Origin of the sequence: Mucilaginibacter sp. cycad4, from assembly GCF_034263275.1 — a bacterium.
In the GTDB taxonomy this organism is placed as follows: domain Bacteria; phylum Bacteroidota; class Bacteroidia; order Sphingobacteriales; family Sphingobacteriaceae; genus Mucilaginibacter.
The window spans coordinates 3,955,625-3,975,571 of record NZ_CP139559.1; the positions used below are offsets into that span (position 1 = coordinate 3,955,625).

Annotated in this window: 17 protein-coding genes; 7 read left to right on the plus strand and 10 right to left on the minus strand. The window is 44.6% G+C overall.

Features of this window, described 5'->3' with window-relative positions; genetic code table 11:
- Positions 1–22 precede the first annotated feature (22 nt).
- The 3 genes from SNE26_RS15835 to SNE26_RS15845 all read right to left on the minus strand — a co-directional run bounded on the left by SNE26_RS15835 (position 23) and on the right by SNE26_RS15845 (position 2,424).
- Complete coding sequence (locus SNE26_RS15835) at positions 23–1,459, minus strand: ankyrin repeat domain-containing protein (RefSeq protein WP_321554911.1); 1,437 nt, start codon at positions 1,457–1,459, stop codon at positions 23–25.
- Between the two features lie 2 nt (positions 1,460–1,461).
- A complete protein-coding gene (locus tag SNE26_RS15840; protein WP_321554912.1) occupies positions 1,462–1,953 on the minus strand; it encodes a hypothetical protein in 492 nt (163 codons plus the stop codon).
- A 138-nt stretch (positions 1,954–2,091) separates the two neighbouring features.
- Positions 2,092–2,424 carry a DUF4870 domain-containing protein gene (locus tag SNE26_RS15845; protein WP_321554913.1) on the minus strand — a complete coding sequence of 111 codons (333 nt, stop codon included), beginning with the start codon at positions 2,422–2,424 and terminating at the stop codon, positions 2,092–2,094.
- Positions 2,425–2,583: 159 nt separating this feature from the next.
- Here SNE26_RS15845 and SNE26_RS15850 point away from each other — a divergent pair, with 159 nt between their 5' ends.
- Entirely contained in the window at positions 2,584–4,575 is a 1,992-nt protein-coding gene (locus SNE26_RS15850) for a LuxR C-terminal-related transcriptional regulator (protein WP_321554914.1), read from the plus strand.
- Between the two features lie 258 nt (positions 4,576–4,833).
- Here the strand turns inward: SNE26_RS15850 and SNE26_RS15855 are convergent, their stop codons facing one another.
- Entirely contained in the window at positions 4,834–6,837 is a 2,004-nt protein-coding gene (locus SNE26_RS15855) for an alpha-L-arabinofuranosidase C-terminal domain-containing protein (protein WP_321554915.1), read from the minus strand.
- 571 nt (positions 6,838–7,408) lie between these two features.
- Positions 7,409–8,869 carry a tRNA uridine-5-carboxymethylaminomethyl(34) synthesis GTPase MnmE gene (mnmE, locus tag SNE26_RS15860; RefSeq protein WP_321554916.1) on the minus strand — a complete coding sequence of 487 codons (1,461 nt, stop codon included), beginning with the start codon at positions 8,867–8,869 and terminating at the stop codon, positions 7,409–7,411.
- A gap of 203 nt (positions 8,870–9,072) precedes the next feature.
- On the opposite strand from mnmE, the gene SNE26_RS15865 reads away from it, so the two are divergent.
- Together SNE26_RS15865 and SNE26_RS15870 are read left to right on the plus strand one after the other, a co-directional pair.
- Positions 9,073–10,131 carry a nucleoid-associated protein gene (locus SNE26_RS15865; protein WP_321554917.1) on the plus strand — a complete coding sequence of 353 codons (1,059 nt, stop codon included), beginning with the start codon at positions 9,073–9,075 and terminating at the stop codon, positions 10,129–10,131.
- 232 nt (positions 10,132–10,363) lie between these two features.
- Positions 10,364–10,561, plus strand: coding sequence for a hypothetical protein (locus tag SNE26_RS15870; RefSeq protein ID WP_321554918.1), 198 nt, complete (start codon positions 10,364–10,366; stop codon positions 10,559–10,561).
- 35 nt (positions 10,562–10,596) lie between these two features.
- Here SNE26_RS15870 and SNE26_RS15875 read toward each other — a convergent pair whose 3' ends face one another.
- The 4 genes from SNE26_RS15875 to proS all read right to left on the minus strand — a co-directional run bounded on the left by SNE26_RS15875 (position 10,597) and on the right by proS (position 14,747).
- Positions 10,597–11,373 (minus strand): TIGR02757 family protein, encoded by a 777-nt coding sequence (locus SNE26_RS15875; RefSeq protein ID WP_321554919.1) that lies wholly within the window; start codon positions 11,371–11,373, stop codon positions 10,597–10,599.
- Between the two features lie 85 nt (positions 11,374–11,458).
- Positions 11,459–12,598: a cystathionine gamma-synthase gene (locus tag SNE26_RS15880; RefSeq protein WP_321554920.1), complete on the minus strand. Its 1,140-nt coding sequence runs from the start codon at positions 12,596–12,598 to the stop codon at positions 11,459–11,461.
- Between the two features lie 130 nt (positions 12,599–12,728).
- Positions 12,729–13,100: a four helix bundle protein gene (locus SNE26_RS15885; protein ID WP_321554921.1), complete on the minus strand. Its 372-nt coding sequence runs from the start codon at positions 13,098–13,100 to the stop codon at positions 12,729–12,731.
- 174 nt (positions 13,101–13,274) lie between these two features.
- Complete coding sequence (proS, locus tag SNE26_RS15890) at positions 13,275–14,747, minus strand: proline--tRNA ligase (protein WP_321554922.1); 1,473 nt, start codon at positions 14,745–14,747, stop codon at positions 13,275–13,277.
- A 100-nt stretch (positions 14,748–14,847) separates the two neighbouring features.
- Between proS and SNE26_RS15895 the strand changes: the two genes are divergently transcribed.
- Both SNE26_RS15895 and SNE26_RS15900 read left to right on the plus strand, forming a co-directional pair.
- Positions 14,848–15,786, plus strand: a complete 939-nt coding sequence (locus tag SNE26_RS15895; RefSeq protein WP_321554923.1) for a hypothetical protein — start codon at positions 14,848–14,850, stop codon at positions 15,784–15,786.
- 33 nt (positions 15,787–15,819) lie between these two features.
- Positions 15,820–17,301 (plus strand): hypothetical protein, encoded by a 1,482-nt coding sequence (locus tag SNE26_RS15900; protein ID WP_321554924.1) that lies wholly within the window; start codon positions 15,820–15,822, stop codon positions 17,299–17,301.
- On the opposite strand, the gene SNE26_RS15905 is transcribed toward SNE26_RS15900, so the two are convergent.
- On the minus strand, positions 17,302–17,484 hold the full coding sequence (locus tag SNE26_RS15905; protein ID WP_321554925.1) for a hypothetical protein: 183 nt from the start codon (positions 17,482–17,484) through the stop codon (positions 17,302–17,304).
- 14 nt (positions 17,485–17,498) lie between these two features.
- On the opposite strand from SNE26_RS15905, the gene SNE26_RS15910 reads away from it, so the two are divergent.
- Both SNE26_RS15910 and SNE26_RS15915 read left to right on the plus strand, forming a co-directional pair.
- Positions 17,499–19,283: a DUF885 domain-containing protein gene (locus tag SNE26_RS15910; RefSeq protein WP_321554926.1), complete on the plus strand. Its 1,785-nt coding sequence runs from the start codon at positions 17,499–17,501 to the stop codon at positions 19,281–19,283.
- Positions 19,284–19,539: 256 nt separating this feature from the next.
- A complete protein-coding gene (locus SNE26_RS15915) occupies positions 19,540–19,920 on the plus strand; it encodes a hypothetical protein (RefSeq protein WP_321554927.1) in 381 nt (126 codons plus the stop codon).
- The last annotated feature ends 27 nt before the right edge of the window (positions 19,921–19,947 follow it).

Below are 19,947 nucleotides of genomic sequence, written 5' to 3' on the forward strand. Positions count from 1 at the left end.
AGGTATTTATTTTTATCACCGGCTATGCAAGCATCAGTTTAACAACAGCCTCGTTATTATGCTGAACGGCTACATCCACAGCTGTTTGACCGGCATTATTTACATTTTCAACTGTCGAACTGTCTTTGTCCAATAACAACGAAACTATCTTTTTGCCCGACATTTTATCACCATTTGCAGCAGCGTACATCAATGCAGTGTTGCCGGTTTTATCGGCGTAGGTGGTGTCGGCGTTATTATCCAGCAGCAGTTCGGCAATACTGTATTTAATTTCGTTACCTTTTTGTGCAAAACTCATCAGCGGTGTTTTGCCCCAAACATTAGGTTTATTAATGTCGCAGCCGGCTTCAACCAATTCTTCTGCCAGTACAATATTCAAATCGGCCAGATAACCCGCCTGGCATACTATGTTTAAAGCAGTATCTCCATCATTATTCACCGCGGCGTCAAGATCAAGCCCGTGCTTGATCAATATACGCAGCATTTTCACAATATCTTTCAGGTCGCGGCTTATGCCCCTGCCAAAATTACTCACAGCCCTGGTAAGCAGTATAAAAACAGCGGTATCGCCATTACCTGTCTTGAAATTCACATCTCCGCCACCTTCGGCCAGTAACTGAACCATTGGTTCTGAAGGGTACTCACAGGCCAGCATTAAAGGAGTGCGCTTGTACTGATCAGAAAAATCGTTCAGATCTGCCCCGGCTTTAATGAGTGCCTCTACGGCTGTAACATCACGGTTCAATACTGCCTCATGAATGCTCATTCCTCCGGTAGCTATGTCGGTTTCATCGCCCGATAACAGTGTGGCTATTTCCTTTACCCCGCTGCGCTGTGCATAAGTAAGGGGTGTTGTATCAAATATGTCTTTATCCTCTGTATCAATACCGCTTTTTTCCCTCAATACCTTTACAGTCTTCGTTGCGGCATCTATGGCTCCGGGGATGGTTTTGCGGTGTACCAGTTTATCACAGATAACATGTAAAAGATTTTTTCCTTCCGATTCCGTTGCATCCATCTTTACGCCGGCAATGCCCATAGCTTCGATAAAAGGGTACATGTATAATTGACCAGCCTCAAAATAGGCTAACTTGCCCGAGTCGTTTTTCTTTTTAGGATTGATACCGAGTTCCAGCAGCGCAGTGGCGGTATCAAATATTTTTTTTGCCTTATCTTCGGGTGAGTTGCCCTGCAGATCAAACCTGGTGGTAATAAGCGCGTGCAAAGCCGTGTTGCCGTATTTGTCGGCCGCGGGTTTCAAACCTGCTTCCGCCAAAAACCGAATGGCTTCCGGATGGGTAAAACGGGCTGCGAGGTGAAAGAGGTTTTCTTCCTGCTCATTTACAATATGAATATCAGCTAAATCCTTATACATGCCTATAACATCAACGGCGTTGGGCGCCGGATTAAACATGTTGCGATGATAAGCATCCCTGATCTGGTTAAATTCGTTTGTCATAACTAAATTCGTTCTTTGGCTATCTGCAACGCATTGGCAATGTTTTTATAATTTTTATGCGCAATGGGGGTAGCAATCTCAATAACCTTTTGATATACTTCAAGCTGCAGCCAGCAATCTGTTTTAAGCCGCGTGATATTGTCCTTCGCCAACTCACCAAACAAGGCAATATATTTTGACGTGAAAGGCAGTTTATATTCATCGGTCAGGTTCTGCTTCTCCCTGATGGCTTTATAAAAATTATCGCTGCTAAGGCTTAATATGCCCCGATCAATTGGCAGCAACATCTGCGCTTTATCAAGGCATACCAGTGTTTCGCGATAGCTGCCAAGCCAGTAAAAACATAAAGCGAGGTTAAACATGCCGGCCGGCCGCTGAGGCGTTTCCGTTTTTAAAAGCAGGTATGCTTCGGCGTAACGGCCCTGGCCAATCAGGTCAATAATTAAAAGCTCTTCGGTACCATCTGGAGGCACCTGCGATGATTGTAACAGCATACAGCCTGTTGAATTGATATAAAACCCGGAAAGCCGACATTTGTTGACGATCCAGGTTCGTTAATTAAAATATAGTGATAGGTAAAAAGGTAAAAATGGCTTTCAGTACATCGCCGTTTGCCCGCCTTTGGATGGGAATTATTTGGAGAAATCAAATTTGCCTTCAAACAATTTACCCACTACAGGCAACGGTTTGATGGCCTCATTATTGGCGGTTATAATACCCAGCAGCAGCAATACAAACGTAAGGATGCTGATAACCATCGATACAACTGAAAGGACCGGGACAATTGCCGCCAATACTGCAAGAGCAACTCCCAGGATAACTGATAAAATAATGAGGCCAAGCGACTGGCCGAGGTGGTAATTAACCAAAGGGCTTTTATCGGCGCGCTTTTTATATTCAAGATAAGATACGATCCAACCAATAATAGTGATGTAAGCCACAATGGCCATGCTTTTGTTTGTCATAACTTTTTGTTTTTTAAGGTTAAACGATAAATGATGTGGCCCAAAATTAGTCGCCCAGATACCCCGATTCAAAAAAAACGACGACTACAAGGCGTCTACAATCCTGATTAACAGTGTCTACAAATCATCTACAACAATTACTTAAACTTCTGTGTTATAATGAAGATATTTCGTTATCAGTTTATTACCCGGGTAATACCTAAAGCAAGAAATAATATCTCTTATATGTCTTTGAAGAATATAGCCGCCACAATAACCTGCCTTTTTTTAACCTCATACACAACCATAACCCAGGCCCAATCACTCGTAACCGACTCACTGAAGCAAGTTTTAAAAACTGCCGGTAACCACGAAAAACCTATTGTGATGGCCGAACTTGCCCGGGCTACTGTTGAGAAAAACATTGACGCGTCCATAGCAAACGCTGGCAAGGCTATAACCATGGCAAAAGAGAACGCAGATGTCGGCGCAACCGCCTTTTGCTATGCTACAATGGGGTATTTACTAATGCAGAAAAACCAGCAACACCGGGCTGCCCTCTTTATCGACAGCGCAGTTCAGATTGCAGCAAAATCAAAAAATAACGTGCTGGTTTCTTTTGCCTGGCTACGCAAAGGCTGGCTGGAACTGGTAAAAGGCAATAATGAAAAGGCCATGTCGGGTTTGCTGAAAGCAGAACAGCTGATACAATACACTGACAATCGGCGCGCCTACAGCTATAAAACACTCATCAACCATTACATAGCAAGCATTTACGCTTACGGCAGTGATACCCTTAAACAGCGGAAATACGCGTCCGATTGCCTCGCGGCAGCAAAGCGAAGCCTATATCCGGATGATTTATTGTTAGGTTACATGACCCTGGGCCATAGTTTTTTTTCGGCGTTTGAAAAGAATAGGACCAGGCGTGCGCTGCTTGATTCGTCAATGGTATATTACCGGGCTGCTTTAGCCACTTACCGGCATAATACAGAAAAAATACTTTTACAAAGTAACGCTTCGGCAACGGCCCTCAATATGGCAAACAGTTATTTCAAATACTATCCTCCCGCTTATAAAGACAGCGCTTATAATTATGTTAACATAGCACTTGATATTGCCAGGCGCACCAACGGTAAGGAAATAATTGCCAATTGCTACGGCATATTGAGCGAATATGCGCTTCGCGACGGATCGCCCGAAAAGGCAGAACAATACCTGCTCACCGGCATATCCGAATTAAAGGATTCTGCCCCCGGTGTCGATATCACACGGTCGCGGTTAATGCTGGGATTGGCAAACGTAGCCGAAAAAAGCAGCGACAAGGGCAAAGCGCTTGATTATTACAAAAAATATATCGACTACTACAGCAAGGTATTTGACAGCCAGAAACTGGCTACCGTGCAACAACTTGAAGAGGAATATCAATCTGTACTTAAAGAAAACGAGATAGCCCGCCTGCGCGAACGCGCCGATTTTAATAAACAACTCAACTGGCTTTATGTAGCTATCGGGTCGGCAAGTATCATTTTACTCGGGCTGCTGTTAAGCTCTTACCATTACAAGCTAAAAGCATCGCAGCAGCAAAAACAGCTTACCGAACAGGAGAAAGAAGAAATAAAACTTTTGGCACAATTACAACAAGCCGAAGCCCAGCGCCTGATGCTGGAGAAACAGGAGGCGGAACTGCAGAGCTCCCTGCGCGAAAAAGAACATGCCCATGCAAAGGCCCGGCAGGAGTTGTTACAGGACCGCACCGAATGGCTGGAAAAAGAGTTGCTGGCCGGCTCACTGAAAATTGAAGAGAAGAACGCTATCCTCGAGTTGTTAAAAGAGAAATCGCGCAAAGCCGGTTCGCCGGCTGTGGCCAGGCAGATGGGCCGCATCATCAACCAAAACCTGCGGATGGATAAAAACATTGATGAGCAGCAGGTCATAAGCCAAAGTCGTCCCGGTTTTTTCAATGCCCTGCAACAACAAGCCGAAAACAGCCTTACCCGCCTCGACCTAAAATATTGCTCATATATTTTAATGGGACTTGATACCAAGGAAATAGCTAACCGCCTCGGCGTTGAGCCAAAAAGTATCCGCATGGCCAGGTACAGGCTTAAACAAAAACTTAAATTAGCTAAAGACGACGATCTTGACCAGTTTATTGGCAAGGTTGGTTAGTGTAAGATGCAAATAGCCTTTTGGATTTAATTCAGGTACAAAAGCAGGTAAACACCCTCCGATATTAACAAAAAAAAACACCTTAATTTCGCCTTACTGTCCTCTCACATCCACCGTACGTGTCGTTCGGCATACTGCGGTTCATCAAACATTAACAGTTTTCAGCGGGGGGGGTATAAGCGTGTAAACGCAGCAATCGCAAGCTACCAGATTGACACTGTAAAGCCCACGATTGCTGCGATTGCAACAACTTGTTTATTATTTTGCTTCGATCTGCAATACGCTGATAGAGTATGCGGGAAACGTATAATTAAAGTCCTTTTTAATCCCCTTGAGCACAGATGTTACCGGAACGATCTTTTTAGGCTCGGTGATCGAATTGGTATCCTCTGGCTTTTCGGCTTTAAGCACCACAATTTTGCCATTGGATTTTAACGTGCCCGCACCGTTAAAATTAAAAGAAACCGGCGCCGCGCTGCCCGCGGCATTGACAACTTTTAAGTAAAGCGTCCCTGTTCTGGAATCGCGCGTGCCTACGTAAAACAGGGATGGATAGGTTTTGGGCTTCACATTACTAACGGAGTCTTTATGTGAGAGCCGCTGCAATTGGGTAGGGATACCTTCGCCCGTAATGTTCACCACCTTGTCACCTTTGTAATTGTTAAACATTTGCTGCGCATAAAATGATGGCGAACCATAGCTGTTAAGTGTATTATAGCCTATCAGATCTGACGACCATTGCATTCCCCCCGGATTAACATTTACAAACAGCGGCGCATAGCATGACATCACCACAATATCCGAATTACGCTCCATCCCAGTCATCCAGGCGGCGTCTCCGAGGGCGGCATTAAAATTAGGTGTAGGTTTACCTTCACGTGTAGCCCATTCTCCTACAAATATCTTCGGGCCTTTTCTGTCGTATTTATCATAATGGTCGGCATCGCTTTCCATATCAAATGCACTCCTGTAATAATGCTCGTCATACACATCAGGACGGCGTTTAGTCAGTGGTACCCTTTGCCCCAGCCAGTCTTTTCCGCCTACGGTCGAGATCACCTGCAATTCGGGATATTTTGCCCTGATGGCGTCAAAAAACTGCGCAAAGCGGCCATCATAACTGCCCGAAAGGTCAAAACCATCCTCGTTACCTACTTCAACAAAGTTAAGCTTAAATGGTGCGGGATGTCCGTCAAGGGCACGGCGCTTACCCCATACGGTGGTGGTATCGCCTGTTACATATTCTATTTCTTCCAGCGCATCGTCCACAAATGGCTTCAGCAGCGGCCCTGCCTCAATATGATCTGTGTTCAGCGTATACCCGGCAAACAGGGCAAGCACCGGCTCCATATGCAGATCCTCGCACCATAACAGGTATTCCAATAGGCCCATTCCATCTGACGAACGATACCCCCAGGTTCCTTTGTGGCCTGGCCGGCCTTCAACCGGGCCCAGCGTCTTTTTCCAGTCAAACCGGGTCGAAAACATTTCACCTTCCAGGTAATTGCCGCCGGGTAACCGCAAAAAGGCTGGGTTCATGGAGGCCAGCAGCTGCATAATATCCGCCCTGTTGCCATTCGGGCGATTATTAAACGTTGGTGGGAACAACGATACCAGGCTAAACCAGTAACTGCCAGCAGCATTCGGGCGAATAACGAAACGAGTGGCCGATGTAGGTTTGACAGTTGCCGGTACAGTTAAACTGACGCTGAATTTTTTCCAACCATTATCAATGCCGGTAACTATTGCCGATGCATAAGCAACGTTGGTTACCGTATCCTCGATGCTTACAGTTAAAGTGCTGTTGTTAACCTGGCCGGCCCGGGCGAAAAAGCTGCCTTTATAAGTGGTTGATGGTTTAACCGGTATTCCCCAGAAACCATCATTGGCAATCCCCGTTTTTTTATCCCCGGCAGCTACCTGTAAGTGCAAACTGGTTGTAAGCGCGTCATTCACCGGGTTTTTATAATCGAGCATAATGGCAGATGTATCACCCTTTTCTTTTAACAAGCGCCAGTGATCAGGCGCTTTCTGGTTGTCTTTAAAACTCCTGTTCCTGAGCAGTTCTCCATAAATACCGCCGTCATAAGAATAATTGATCTCTTCTGTCATCAGTCCGTACAACCTGGGGCTCACGCTGGCCCCGGGCTGATCAAACTGAAGGGTAAGCTTAGTGGTGGTTTGGGCGTGAAGTAAGGCCGCCGGGGCGAAGGAGCCCAGTATCAGGGCTACATAGGAAAGGATCTTCTGGTTCTTAAACATAATCATAAATTGTATTTGGTTGCTTTTATTTTAATTGTTTTAATAACAATTAAAAACACTGATATTACATTTACTTTCAACCGGCTACCGACAGGTAAACATTATATATCTAACTGTAAAAAATTAAAATAACTACAGAAAGCAGGTTAATTATTGGCTGATCAAATGTAATCAATAGATTGTTAAAACAACAATTAAAAATCATTACCATATTTTACAGTTATGTTTCAAAACAATGTAGGGCTGTTCCGGGCCCCTGGAAATTAAAAATTATGAGAACGTTAACGGCAATGCTGGCATATTTTGGTTATTCTGATATTGGAACTCATGGTAAGATAGAATACGTTTCATTAAGTGCCATTAAATGACATTAAGTGTAAATAAGCGCAATGATTTCACCCTTGATTTTTGCTTGAGGAACAAATTGGGTCTTGAGGAACATTTGAGGGTCAGGAACAATCAAATCGGGAACAATTTGAAAAAACTGAGCGCAAATAAAAAATCGCATAACTCTGTAATTAAGCGGCTTACTTTAATTAAAAGAAGTTTGAGTTTGTTTGATTTTGACGGCCTATTTTCCGATACAAAACTTACTAAATATATTCTCCAGCAAATCATCAGTAGTAACCACTCCCGTGATCTCACCCAAATAGTGAAGTCCCTGCTTAATATCCATCGACAGGAAATCTGAAGTGATACTGCCATCTATACCGCCCAACACCCTTACAAGTGCTTCTTCAGTTTTTTGCAGGGCTTCCAGGTGGCGAATATTGGTCACCAGCGTTTCATCGCCGCTAAGCTGGTCTTTTACTGCCGATGAATAAATTTTGTGCTTTAGCTCATCAATATGGCTTTTTTCTTTGGCCGAAATAAAAATAATGTCCGGAAGTCCGAAAGTCCGGAAGTCGGGGATTGCAGAAGTGGATAAATCGTGCTCATCAAAACCGTAATTAGCAAATAAGTCAGCGAAGCTTCTTTCAGACTTTCCGACTTTCTGACTTTCCGGCTTATTCAGCAGATCGGCTTTATTGGCTACCACCAGCATGGTAACTCCGGGCTTTTGCAGGCTGGCAATATCATTGTTCAGGTCTTCGATAGTAATCTCCGCAGCATCAAAAACATAAACCAACAAGGCCGACTGGCTGATCTTTTCCATAGTACGTTGTACCCCTATCTGTTCAATGGCATCGGTAGCTTCGCGGATCCCGGCGGTATCAATAAGCCTGAAATTAATGCCCTGGATATTCAGTACCTCCTCAATCGTATCTCTTGTGGTACCAGGGATGTGGCTCACTATGGCACGCTCTTCATTAAGCAGGGCGTTAAGCAGGGTTGATTTACCGGCATTAGGTCTGCCTGCTATTACTGTATTTACACCGTTTTTAATAGCATTTCCTAACTCGAAAGATTGGATAAGCCGGCCTACGATTTTGGCAATTTCATGGATCAATTGTTTCAACTGGGCACGATTGGCAAACTCCACATCTTCTTCAGCAAAATCAAGTTCCAGCTCAATGAGCGAGGCAAAGTTTACCAGTTGCTCACGCAGGGCCTGCAACTGTGTACTGAAGCCGCCACGGAGCTGCTGCAGGGCCACCTGCTGCGATGCTTTAGAGTTGGAAGCGATCAGATCGGCAACAGCTTCGGCCTGGCTCAGATCAAGCTGGCCGTTCAGGAAGGCCCTTAAAGTAAATTCGCCGGGTTTGGCTGAGCGTGCGCCTTTTTTGATAAACAATTTGATAATACTTTCAATAATATAACCTGAAGCATGGCACGAAATCTCAACCACATTTTCGCGGGTATATGACCGCGGACCAACAAACACCGATACCAGCACCTCGTCCAAAGTCAAGTCGCCATCGGCAATACTGCCGAAATGAATAGTGTGTGATGCCTGTTTGCTCAGGTCTTTGCCTTTAAATACGCTATTTGCTATGTTTATGGCATTAGCGCCTGAAAGGCGGATCACTGCTATGGCGCCCACCCCGTTCGGTGTGGCAAGGGCAACTATAGTATCGGTATTATCTGTCATTTTTTTGCTGATAGTTAATGGTTCATAGATCATGGCTAACGCCTGTCTAATTTACCAAAGTGCAAAGGTCGTTATTTCGTGGTGATTTTTCTCACCGACTCATTCTAATCCATCTCCATATGACTTGAACATGAAAAACGCAGGCGCACCATGAACTATGATCCATGAACCATTAACTAAAATCTTTACCTTCGCAGGCAATTATGGTAACTTTTTTTGAAGCTTCGCTCGAAACCATTTCGGTGCATCATGTCGGTAACCAATCGCAGGAAGAGATGTACGCCCTTTCTGAACAACCGTTGGAATTAAAGGATGAGATCATCCCCAACCTGCTTATGCAGTATTTTCTGAAACCTTTTGAAAAGGCTAACGAGGTTTATCACCTAACGCACAGCAGTGGTGATTTGGGACTGAACGAGTTGCACCACTTTGCTACGCAGGTGTTTGACGATAACACCAAATTCCACGAGGCATCTGAGCAAATAGCGAGACATTTGTACAAGGTTACCGTTCACCCCAACATCAAAGGCGGTGAGCTTTATGTGGTGTATTTTAACAAAGTTCAAATAGAAGGCAACCCGCTGGATGCCATTGGTATCTTCAAATCAGAAAATAAGGAAACCTACCTCAAAGTGTACCCGGACAAAGGCGGTTTCCAGGTTGATTACGAACAGGATGCCATCAACATCAACAAGCTGGACAAAGGTGTGCTGATCTTCAACATCGAAAAAGAAAACGGATATAAGGTAGTGGTGGTTGATAAAACCAACAGCGGCCAGGAAGCGGCCATGTACTGGAAAGATCAGTTTTTACAACTGAAGATCCGTAATGACAGCTTCAACCAAACCAACAATACCCTTGGCATTTACAAAAACTTCATCACCGAAAAAATTGACGAAGAATTTGAGATGAGCAAAGCCGATAAGATCGACCTGCTGAACCGCTCCATGAAATATTTCAAGGAAAAAGAAACCTTTGATATGGAAGAGTTTTCGAATGAAGTGATTGGTAACGAACAGGCCATTGAATCGTTCAAAACTTTCAAAAACCAGTACGAGCAGGAGTTTGACAGCCCTATTGCCGATAATTTTGTGATATCAGAAAATGCTGTAAAAAAACAGGCTCGTGTTTACAAAAGCGTCCTTAAACTTGATAAAAACTTCCACATCTATATTCATGGCGATAAGGAGTTAATTGAGAAAGGCTTTGATGATGGCCGGGCGATGAATTATTATAAGGTTTATTTTAAGGAAGAAGCATAACCCGGCACTTATTGACATGCCGCTATAAACTAATCTTCCAGTATAGCAAGGCGTTATATTTTCAGTATGTATTATAATAAACCTTTGCAGTTGTGATAAGTCGTACAGCTATATATCGTACTACTAAATTAATCACAATGAAAAACTATTATTTATTTTCTCCGTACTGTCTATTATCACAGGCTGCGACGTCCTTAAAAAAAATCATGGTATCCCTGATTATCAAATCGGTATGAGCGAACAAGACTTTACCGCGTCGCATAAAAATAACCTGACTATTATGGAAGCAACCAAAGGCCATACTGTTTATAGAAGAGTAATAGGAAATAATGGTGAACGTATGTATTATTATTTTGAAAACGATAAATTGGTGAAAATGCGTCGTGCAGACAGTCCAAACTCGGTAGTGGTCATCGATCCGGGGCGATGATAAACAAACTCAGTAACTTTGGGAAGAAAGAAAGTTTAAAACTGTACACCCCACCTCTCTTCAATCCCCAATCCAAATAAAGCAAAATCATATTTAACCGGATCATTCGGGTCAAGCTCACGGAGCCTTTCGGTTAGTTCAACTGCTGTTTGCCAGTCGGTTTGTTTGCGGGTAATGAGGTTGAGTTTGCGGGAAACTCTGTCAACATGCAGATCAAGCGGGCAGATCAGGTCGTCAGGTTTTATGCGGTTCCAGATACCGAAATCAACGCCATTATCATCTTTGCGTACCATCCATCGTAAAAACATGTTCAGGCGTTTACAGGTTGATTTTTGCGAAGGCGACGATACATGCTTTTTGGTACGATGAGGAAAATCAGGTAAAGAAAAGAAGTATGAGCGAAAGCCCCCCAGCCCCCTAAAGGGGGAGTAAGCACCGTCTTCGGGAATAAATGCGTCTTCTAACGATTCAAACCGTTCATAATGCTGCCTGAAAAATGCGATGAAGTACAATGTATCCACATCATTAAAAGTGCGGTGCTTAAATTGCAACAGCTTTTTCAGGTCAGGCTCTTCGTGATTGATGATAAAATCATAAGGCGCACCATCCATCAGGACTATCAGTTCTTTACATTTTTTGATGATGGTAACCCGTTGCCCCCAGGCTAAAGTAGCAGCCCAAAAGCCCATGATCTCGATATCTTGCTTTTGGCTAAACATATGCGGGATGGTTACCGGATCATTCTCAATAAATTCGGGGCGGTTATATTGGGCTACTTTAGCATCGAGGAAAGCTTTGAGGTTTTCGGTCATGATTTAAATGGTGAGTGGTTGATTAGGTTGATTAAGTGAGTGGTTAAAACCAACTACTCACCTAATCAACCATTCACTTAATCAACTAAGCAAGAGCTTGCTTAATATCCTCCAGCAAATCCTCGATATCTTCTACTCCTACACTTAAACGCAAAAGATTATCAACCACACCAGCTTTTTCACGTTCGGCTTTGGGGATTGAACCGTGGGTCATGCTTACCGGGTGATTGATTAGCGATTCCACACCGCCTAATGATTCGGCTAATGAAAATACTTTGAATGACGATGCAATGCGGAACGTTTCCTGCAAATCGGCACCTTTCAGTACGATACTGATCATGCCCCCAAAATCGCGCATTTGTTTTTTTGCGATGTCATGATTTGGATGATCGGTAAAACCAGGCCAGTAGATCTTTTCAACTTTAGGGTGATCTTTCAAAAATTCAGCTATCTGGCGGCCGTTCTCGCAATGCGCTTTCATGCGCAGGTGCAGGGTTTTGATACCACGCAACACCAGGAAGCTATCCATTGGACCCGGCGTAGCGCCACAGGCATTATAAATGAACCAAAGCTTTTTATAAAGCTCTTCATCATTCAGCATCAGTGCACCCATTACCACATCGCTATGGCCGCCTATGTATTTGGTTACCGAGTGCATCACAATATCAGCACCCAGATCAATCGGGTTTTGCAGGTAAGGCGATGCAAAGGTATTATCCACCACAAAAAGCAGGTTCTTTTCTTTGGTAATCTTACCAATAGCTTCTACATCCACAATGCGCATGGTTGGGTTAGTTGGCGTTTCTATCCAAACCAATTTGGTTTTATCATTAACGTGGGCACGCACAAGCTCCGGATCAGACAGATCCAAAAAATGAAACTTAATACCATAGTTAGCAAAGATCTTGGTAAAGATCCGGTATGAACCACCATAAAGGTCGTTACCTGTAATTACTTCATCGCCTGGCGCAAGCAGTTTCATTACTGCATCGGTAGCACCCATACCGCTTGAAAAGGCAAGGCCAAACTTTGCATTTTCCAAAGCCGCCAAACAATCTTCAAGCGCCTTACGGGTAGGGTTAGTACCACGCGAGTACTCATAACCCTTATTATCCCCCGGCGATTTTTGCCAGTAGGTAGATGTCTGATATATCGGCGTCATGATAGCGCCTGTAGTTGGATCGGGCTCCTGCCCTGCGTGTATTGCTTTAGTTGCGAATTTCATATTTGGTGATTGGTTGATTGGTTGATTGAGTGAGTGGTTGTCTTTTTTAGTGAGTGGTTGATTGGTTGATTAAGTGAGTGGTTGTTAGCATTTTTTAAATTAACCATTCTCCAAATCAACCACTCACCATTCACGCCCCATCAACTTTCTTACTTTTTAAATATTGAATGTAACCGTTTATTAATCTCAGGCAACTATCGTATTCTGCCTGAAACTGCTGTAGTGTTTCGTTTGTTATAATCTCTTCATCCAACGCTATGATCAAATGGTCGAGTGTTTCAGTTAACGAACCTCGTGCCATTATACAAAAGCGAATATTGTCCTGGTAATGAAATCTACCGTGTCCCTCTGCTAAATTATTACCAATGGAGCGTGATGAACGAACAATTTGATCTGTCAGTCTGTACTTTTCTTCAACAGGAAACTCTTTTACAAGCCCGGATATCATATTTCTAATCTTTCTTGCTTGCTTCCATGTTTCAAGATCAGTGAATGAGGCCATCGAATATTAATTTAGTGATTGGTTACTTAGGTTAAACAGATTATAAAATTATTAAGAAACACAGACTACTGCAAATGGAGCTTAAAACCAACCACTCACCTAATCAACTCAATCAATCATTCACCCAAAATAAACCACTCACCTAATCAACCCAATCAACCACCCACCTAAAGCTTAATACGCCCTTGCAAATAAAACCCGCTGTGCAGACGGTTTACCGGTAAAAATACATTTACCTTCTTCCTGTTTGTTATCCAAAGGTATGCAACGGATTGTCGCCTTAGTTTCCTCTTTTATTTTTTGTTCGGTTTCGGATGTGCCATCCCAATGGGCGCTGATAAAGCCTGGTTGCTCGTCAAGCATGCGTTTAAACTCATCCCAGGTATCAACCTCGGTCATATTTTCGGCGCGAAAATCGAATGCTTTTTTGTAGATGTTGTTCTGGATCTCTTCCAGCAGGTTTTCTATTTTGCCGGCAAGGCCTTCCTGCGTGGTAGTCTCCTTGGTTTTAGTATCACGGCGGGCCAGCTCAACAGTTCCGCTCTGCATATCACGGCTGCCAATGGCTACACGCAATGGCACACCTTTCAGCTCGTACTCGGCAAATTTAGCTCCCGGGCGATGGGTATCGCGGTTATCAAATTTTACCGAAATGCCTTTGCCCTTAAGCTCTTTTTTTAACGAATCAACGTAAGCGCTTATATTATCCAGCTCTTCCTGATGTTTATAAATTGGCACTACTACCACCTGTATTGGCGCCAGTTTTGGAGGCAATACAAGGCCGGCATCATCACTATGGGCCATGATCAGCGCACCTATCAAACGGGTTGATACCCCCCATGAGGTTGCCCAAACGTGTTCAATTTTATTTTCCTTATTGGTGAACTTCACATCAAACGCCTTAGCAAAATTCTGCCCCAAAAAGTGCGATGTGCCGGCTTGCAAAGCTTTACCATCCTGCATCAGCGCCTCTATACAATAAGTATCCAAAGCACCGGCAAAGCGCTCATTAGCTGTCTTACGGCCTTTTACTACAGGTAAAGCCATCCAGTTTTCGGCAAAATCGGCATACACGTTCAGCATTTGCTCAGTCTCGGCTATAGCCTCATCGGCTGTTGCGTGGGCAGTGTGGCCTTCCTGCCATAAAAATTCACTGGTACGTAAAAACAAACGCGTGCGCATTTCCCAGCGCATTACGTTGGCCCATTGGTTAACCAGGATAGGCAGGTCGCGGTATGATTGGATCCAGCCTTTGTAAGTGTTCCAGATAATGGTTTCGGATGTAGGGCGGATAATCAGCTCTTCTTCAAGTTTGGCCTCCTCATCCACAATTATATTTCCTTCGCCATCATTTTTGAGGCGATAGTGGGTTACCACTGCACATTCTTTTGCAAAACCGTCAACATGGCTGGCTTCTTTACTAAAAAAAGATTTGGGTATTAAAAGCGGGAAATAAGCATTGCTGTGCCCGGTATCTTTAAACATCCCGTCAAGCACCGCCTGGATCTTTTCCCATATCGAATAGCCGTACGGTTTAATGATCATACAGCCCCTAACCGGCGAGTACTCGGCCATGTCAGATTTAATTACTAAGTCGTTAAACCATTGCGAATAATCTTCGTCTTTACTAATAACACCTTTGCTCATATTGATTGGATAGAATTTGGACTTGTGTAATTGTTGTATATTGCTGCCAAATTTATAAATTTAAAACTTATTTGACCTTGCACTTTTTACTTACCTGCATATGAAACGGAACATCGCGATAGGAATGTTTATTATCGGTGCCATGGCATTGAGTTCCTGCTCCACAACCAAGCTTGCATCAAACCAAAGTAATGATAATGTTTATTTTTCTGATGCACGAGCGGCCGATGAACCGGTTTATGCCCAGCAGCCAGCCTACAACCAAACCCCGGTTGCACAGGATGGCTACAGCGACGACGATGATGATTACTTTTATTACGACGATTATTCTGCACGTATAAACCGTTTCAGTTACCTGTCACCATTTGGCTATTACGATGACTTTTATTCGGCATACAATAGCTATCCTTATTACAACTATGGCCTTGGCTACGGATATGGCGGCTTAGGCGGCTATTACGGCGGCCTCGGATATGGCTATGGTGGCTGGGGATTGGGCTACGGTGGTTATTACGGCGGCCTTGGCTTAGGATTAGGTTATGGCTACGGCGGTTATTATGGCGGCGGCTACGGATATGGCGGCTACGGCGGCTATTATGGCGGCGGTTACGGATACGGTGGTTATGGCGGTTACTATGGTGGTGGCTATGCTTCATCGGGTACAGCACGTCCTTACCGTGGCAATGGCAATCCTTTCGCGGGCAGCGGGGGCCGCAGGCCTGTTAGCAGCGCTGTTTCGGGCATAGGCTACGTTCCCGGAGGCCGTAACAGACCATTGGGCAGCAGAACAAACACCTATAGTAACGGTACCAGCAATAGCGGAAATAACAGCTATAATAATAACAATGGCACCCGTTATGCACGCCCGGCCCGCACGGATGCGGCGCCTACGCGTGATGCACAGCCTGTTTACAGGCAACCGCAAATTGAACGTACATCCACGCAGCCATCACCTTCTCCGGCATCAAGCTCGGGCGGCAGTTCACGCAGTACCGGCAGCAGCAGCGGCGGCGGTGGCGGCAGACCATCAAGACCTTAAACCTAAATCTTATATTTTATTTACCTGAATTTTATGAAAATCAAGTATTTACTAAGCGTAATTGCTATAGTAGCAATTACTAAAGATAGCTTTGCGCAATATTCACAGGATGCCATCCGGTTTTCAACTTTTCAAACTGGGTCAACCTCACGGATCAAAGCTATTGGCAACGCGGGCACCGCTGTAGGCGGCGATTTGAGCTCAGTTAGCGGAAACCCCGCCGGCCTGGGCTTTTTTACCCACTCGGAGGTTAGTATTACCCCCGAGTATGATAACTCAAAAATCAATTCAAGTTTTTTTGGGCAGGCAGGCAGCGCAAACCGCAACGACGTGAATATGAGTAACGCTGCCATCGTTTTTTATCAGCAGCTTAGCAACGCACGGCGCGACAAAAGCAAAGGCTGGTTAAGTATCAATTATGGCGCGGGCTACAGCCGTACCAATAATTTTTATGAAAACGTTGCCTACGGCGGTACAAACCAAACAAGTTCCATTTCCGATTATTATGCCGGTATTGCCAAACGCGAAGTATCCCAATACGGCAGCGTTAACCCCAACGGGCTCGATGGCTGGGCGTATGATCATATCCTGATCGATAACTTCGGCCCTGCTTCCGATCCAAACTCTTATTCGAGCACGGTGAATGTTCCTGTAAGGCAGCTGGCGGGCATTACCCGTACCGGTGGCCAGTCGGAGTTTAACCTTTCATTCGGTGCCAATTACAGCAATAAGCTTTATATAGGTTTGGGACTGGCTATTACCGATATCAGGTATAATTCGCATGCCAGGTTTACCGAAAACGGCAACGCTATTATAACCAACGGCGGCAACCCTACCGACTTTTCATCAACTTTTGCGCAGGACCAAAGCACCAAAGGTTCGGGCTTTAACGCCAAATTAGGTGTTATTTACAAACCCATACAGGCTTTACGACTGGGCTTTGTGTTTACCTCGCCGACGTTTTATAATATCGATGATTCATATGCCGAAGGGCTTGCCACGCAATATACAGGTGGCAAGAGTTATCAAAACGTATCCGAGCCATATCAGCTGAGCTACAATCTGCGTACACCGTTAAAATTAGCAGGTGGTGCATCTGTTTTCATAGGCAAATACGGTTTCATAAGCGGCGATGTTGAATATATTGATTACACCACTACACATTTAAGCAGTAACGACAGCTATACTGCTGATGGCGATAACAGCGATATCAAATCACTTTACCGCTCAACAGTGAACCTTCATGTGGGCGCCGAAGTAAACGTGAACAGCCTCGTTTATCTTCGTGGCGGGTACAGCCAGCAGGGCAACCCAATGAAAGATCTTGGCAGCGATATTAAAACAGTTAGCGGCGGCATAGGCTTCCATTTTGGTGCTTATTTTGTTGACGCCACCTACGCGAGGGTAACCGGCAAGCAAACCATTTTCCCTTATGAGGTAGGTGCAACCAGTCCTTTTGCTGATCTGAAGAAAACTAATAATAACGCATTCCTTACTTTAGGATACCGCTTTTAACTATTGATTTTTTTGATTGATTACGCTGATTGCGTTGATCAGTTCAGCCTCTCTTTCAAGATGAAAGAGAGGCTGTTTTTTATCAAAAGAAATCATCCCCCCAAACTTCATCAGCGAAATCAACGCAATCAAAACAAATCGACGGTCAAAATCAACGGTCAAATTAAGTAACTTGCCCTTCATAATTTAAATTGACTATGAACAAAAACCTACTTAAAAGCACAAGCGTGCTAATGCTGCTTACAGGTATCTGCTTTAGCGCGGGTGCCCAGCAATCGGCCGAAACAAAAGCCTGGGTAGCCAAATCAAATGAGTATACCAAAATCATTATCGATCTGGATAAAAAATACTCGCCTGAGTACGGATCGTCACAAGGCCTTGCAGAATATGACAGCGATATAGCCGTACCAACCCTGCAAAACATCATGGCCGAACGCAAGGATGAAGAAACGGTTGTCGCTAAACTTACCGAAGCGCTTAAGACTGAAAAAAATACTTTTATTCAGCAGGATATCAATATCATCATAACCCACCTCAAACTGGGCTTCCGCCAGCAGGACTTTGAGCTGAGCCGCCAGGTGCCCTTTTTAAATGCTTCTTCAACCATTTACAGCGGACTGGAAACGCTGCTTGACGATCAGACCCCCGAAGCCCGTCGCCAGGCAGCTGTAATGCGCATCCGTAAGTATGCAGGGCTGGAAAAAGGTTATAAACCATTGACAACCATTTACAGGGAACGCGTACAGCACCAGATGGAAGGTAAAAACATGATCTATCCGTCAAAGCAGCGTATGGAAACCGATCTGTCGCGCAATGCCAGCATCGTAAGCGGTATTGCCGAGCTTTGCACCAAATACAAGGTGACCGGCTGGGAACAACCTTATGCCACCCTGAAAAAACAACTGGAAGATTATGACAAATGGATAAAAGCAAACGTACTGGTAAAAGCCCGTACCGATTTCCGCCTGCCTCCGGAGGAGTATGCTATGAACCTCGAAGCTTATGGTATAGATATTCCCCCTGCTAAAGTAGCTGAAATGGCACATGCCCTTTTCAACCAGATCCAGGATGAAATGAAACCCATTGCAGAGCAGATAGCGAAGAAACGTAACCTGCCATCGGGCGATTACCGCGCTGTGATCCGCGAGCTTAAAAAAGAGCAGATCCATGGTGATTCTATTATTCCACTGTACGAACAGCATTTAAAAGATATTGAAGGCATCATTCGCCAGCATCAACTGGTAACACTGCCAAACCGCCCGGCTATTATCCGTTTAGCATCTGCTGCCGAAACTGCGCAAAGCCCTGCCCCGCACATGGTACCACCACCATTCCTGAACAATACCGGGCAACGAGGTGTGTTTGTGCTGCCTTTAAATATGCCCGCATCTCCCGGCGAAAAAGCTACAGATAAGTATGACGACTTCACTTTCGATGCCGCCTCATGGACAATCATAGCCCACGAAGCCAGGCCAGGCCATGAATTACAGTTTGATAAAATGGTTGAAGAAGGCGTATCCCAGGCGCGTGCCCTTTATGCCTTTAACTCAACCAATGTGGAAGGCTGGGGCCTATATTCTGAATACATCACCCGCCCTTACATGCCATTGGAAGGACAGCTGGTATCATTAGATTACCGCCTGCTCAGGGCAGCCCGCGCCTTCCTCGACCCCGAGTTACAGGCCGGCAAGATAACCCAGCAGCAAGCACTTGACGTATTGATGAACGATGTAGTACAATCACGCGCATTTGCCCGCCAGGAGGTTGAGCGTTATACCATTAACGCACCCGGCCAGGCCAACAGCTATTTTTATGGTTTTACCAAAATGATTGCCCTGCGTAAGGATACCGAAGCCGCATTAGGCAGCAAATTCAACGCGCTGCATTTTCATGATTTTATCCTGTCGCAAGGGATCCTGCCGCCGGCATTGATCCGCGAAGCCGTTATGAATGATTTTGTGCCGAAGGAAAAGGCTTTGTAAGCTTATTTCCAGGAGTATAAAACCCCAATGGCGCAAGTGTTGTGTGGTTGGATGGAGGGATGCTCACTTGTGCCTTACAAAACGGGATGCACAAGTCAGCCACGCTCATCGTCCCAAACACAAGACTTGCGCCAGTAAAGGTGGAATTTTTGATTCTCCCAATGGCGCAAGTGTTGTGTGGTTGGATGGAGGGACGCTCACTTGTGCCTTACAAAATGTCTTGTCCTAAAATAGGTTTACACAACAGTAAACAAAAATGGAAAGATATTCAAAAGTGTATGGCAGCAAATGGCAAAGCCAGTACAGCGAGGAGTTTAAGCGTAAAGTTTGTCAAGAATATTTAGAAGGTCAGGAAAGCCGAACAACGATTGAAAGGAAATACAAATTAGGCAATAGCCGTATTGCGTTTTGGCTCAAATCATTCGGATTGGAGATGAAGAAAACAATTTATGTATCTTCGAATGATATGCCAACCAAGAAAGATCAGGATGTCCCGGCCGAAAACAGCGCATCAATTAAGTTATTAAAAAAGCAACTTGAAGATGCATTGCTGGAGAAGGAGCTTTATCGTAAAATGATAGAAGTGGCCGAAAGAGATCTTAAGATCAATATCCGAAAAAAGTCCGATACCAAGTAATCCGTGAGATTAAAGACAGCTACCCTG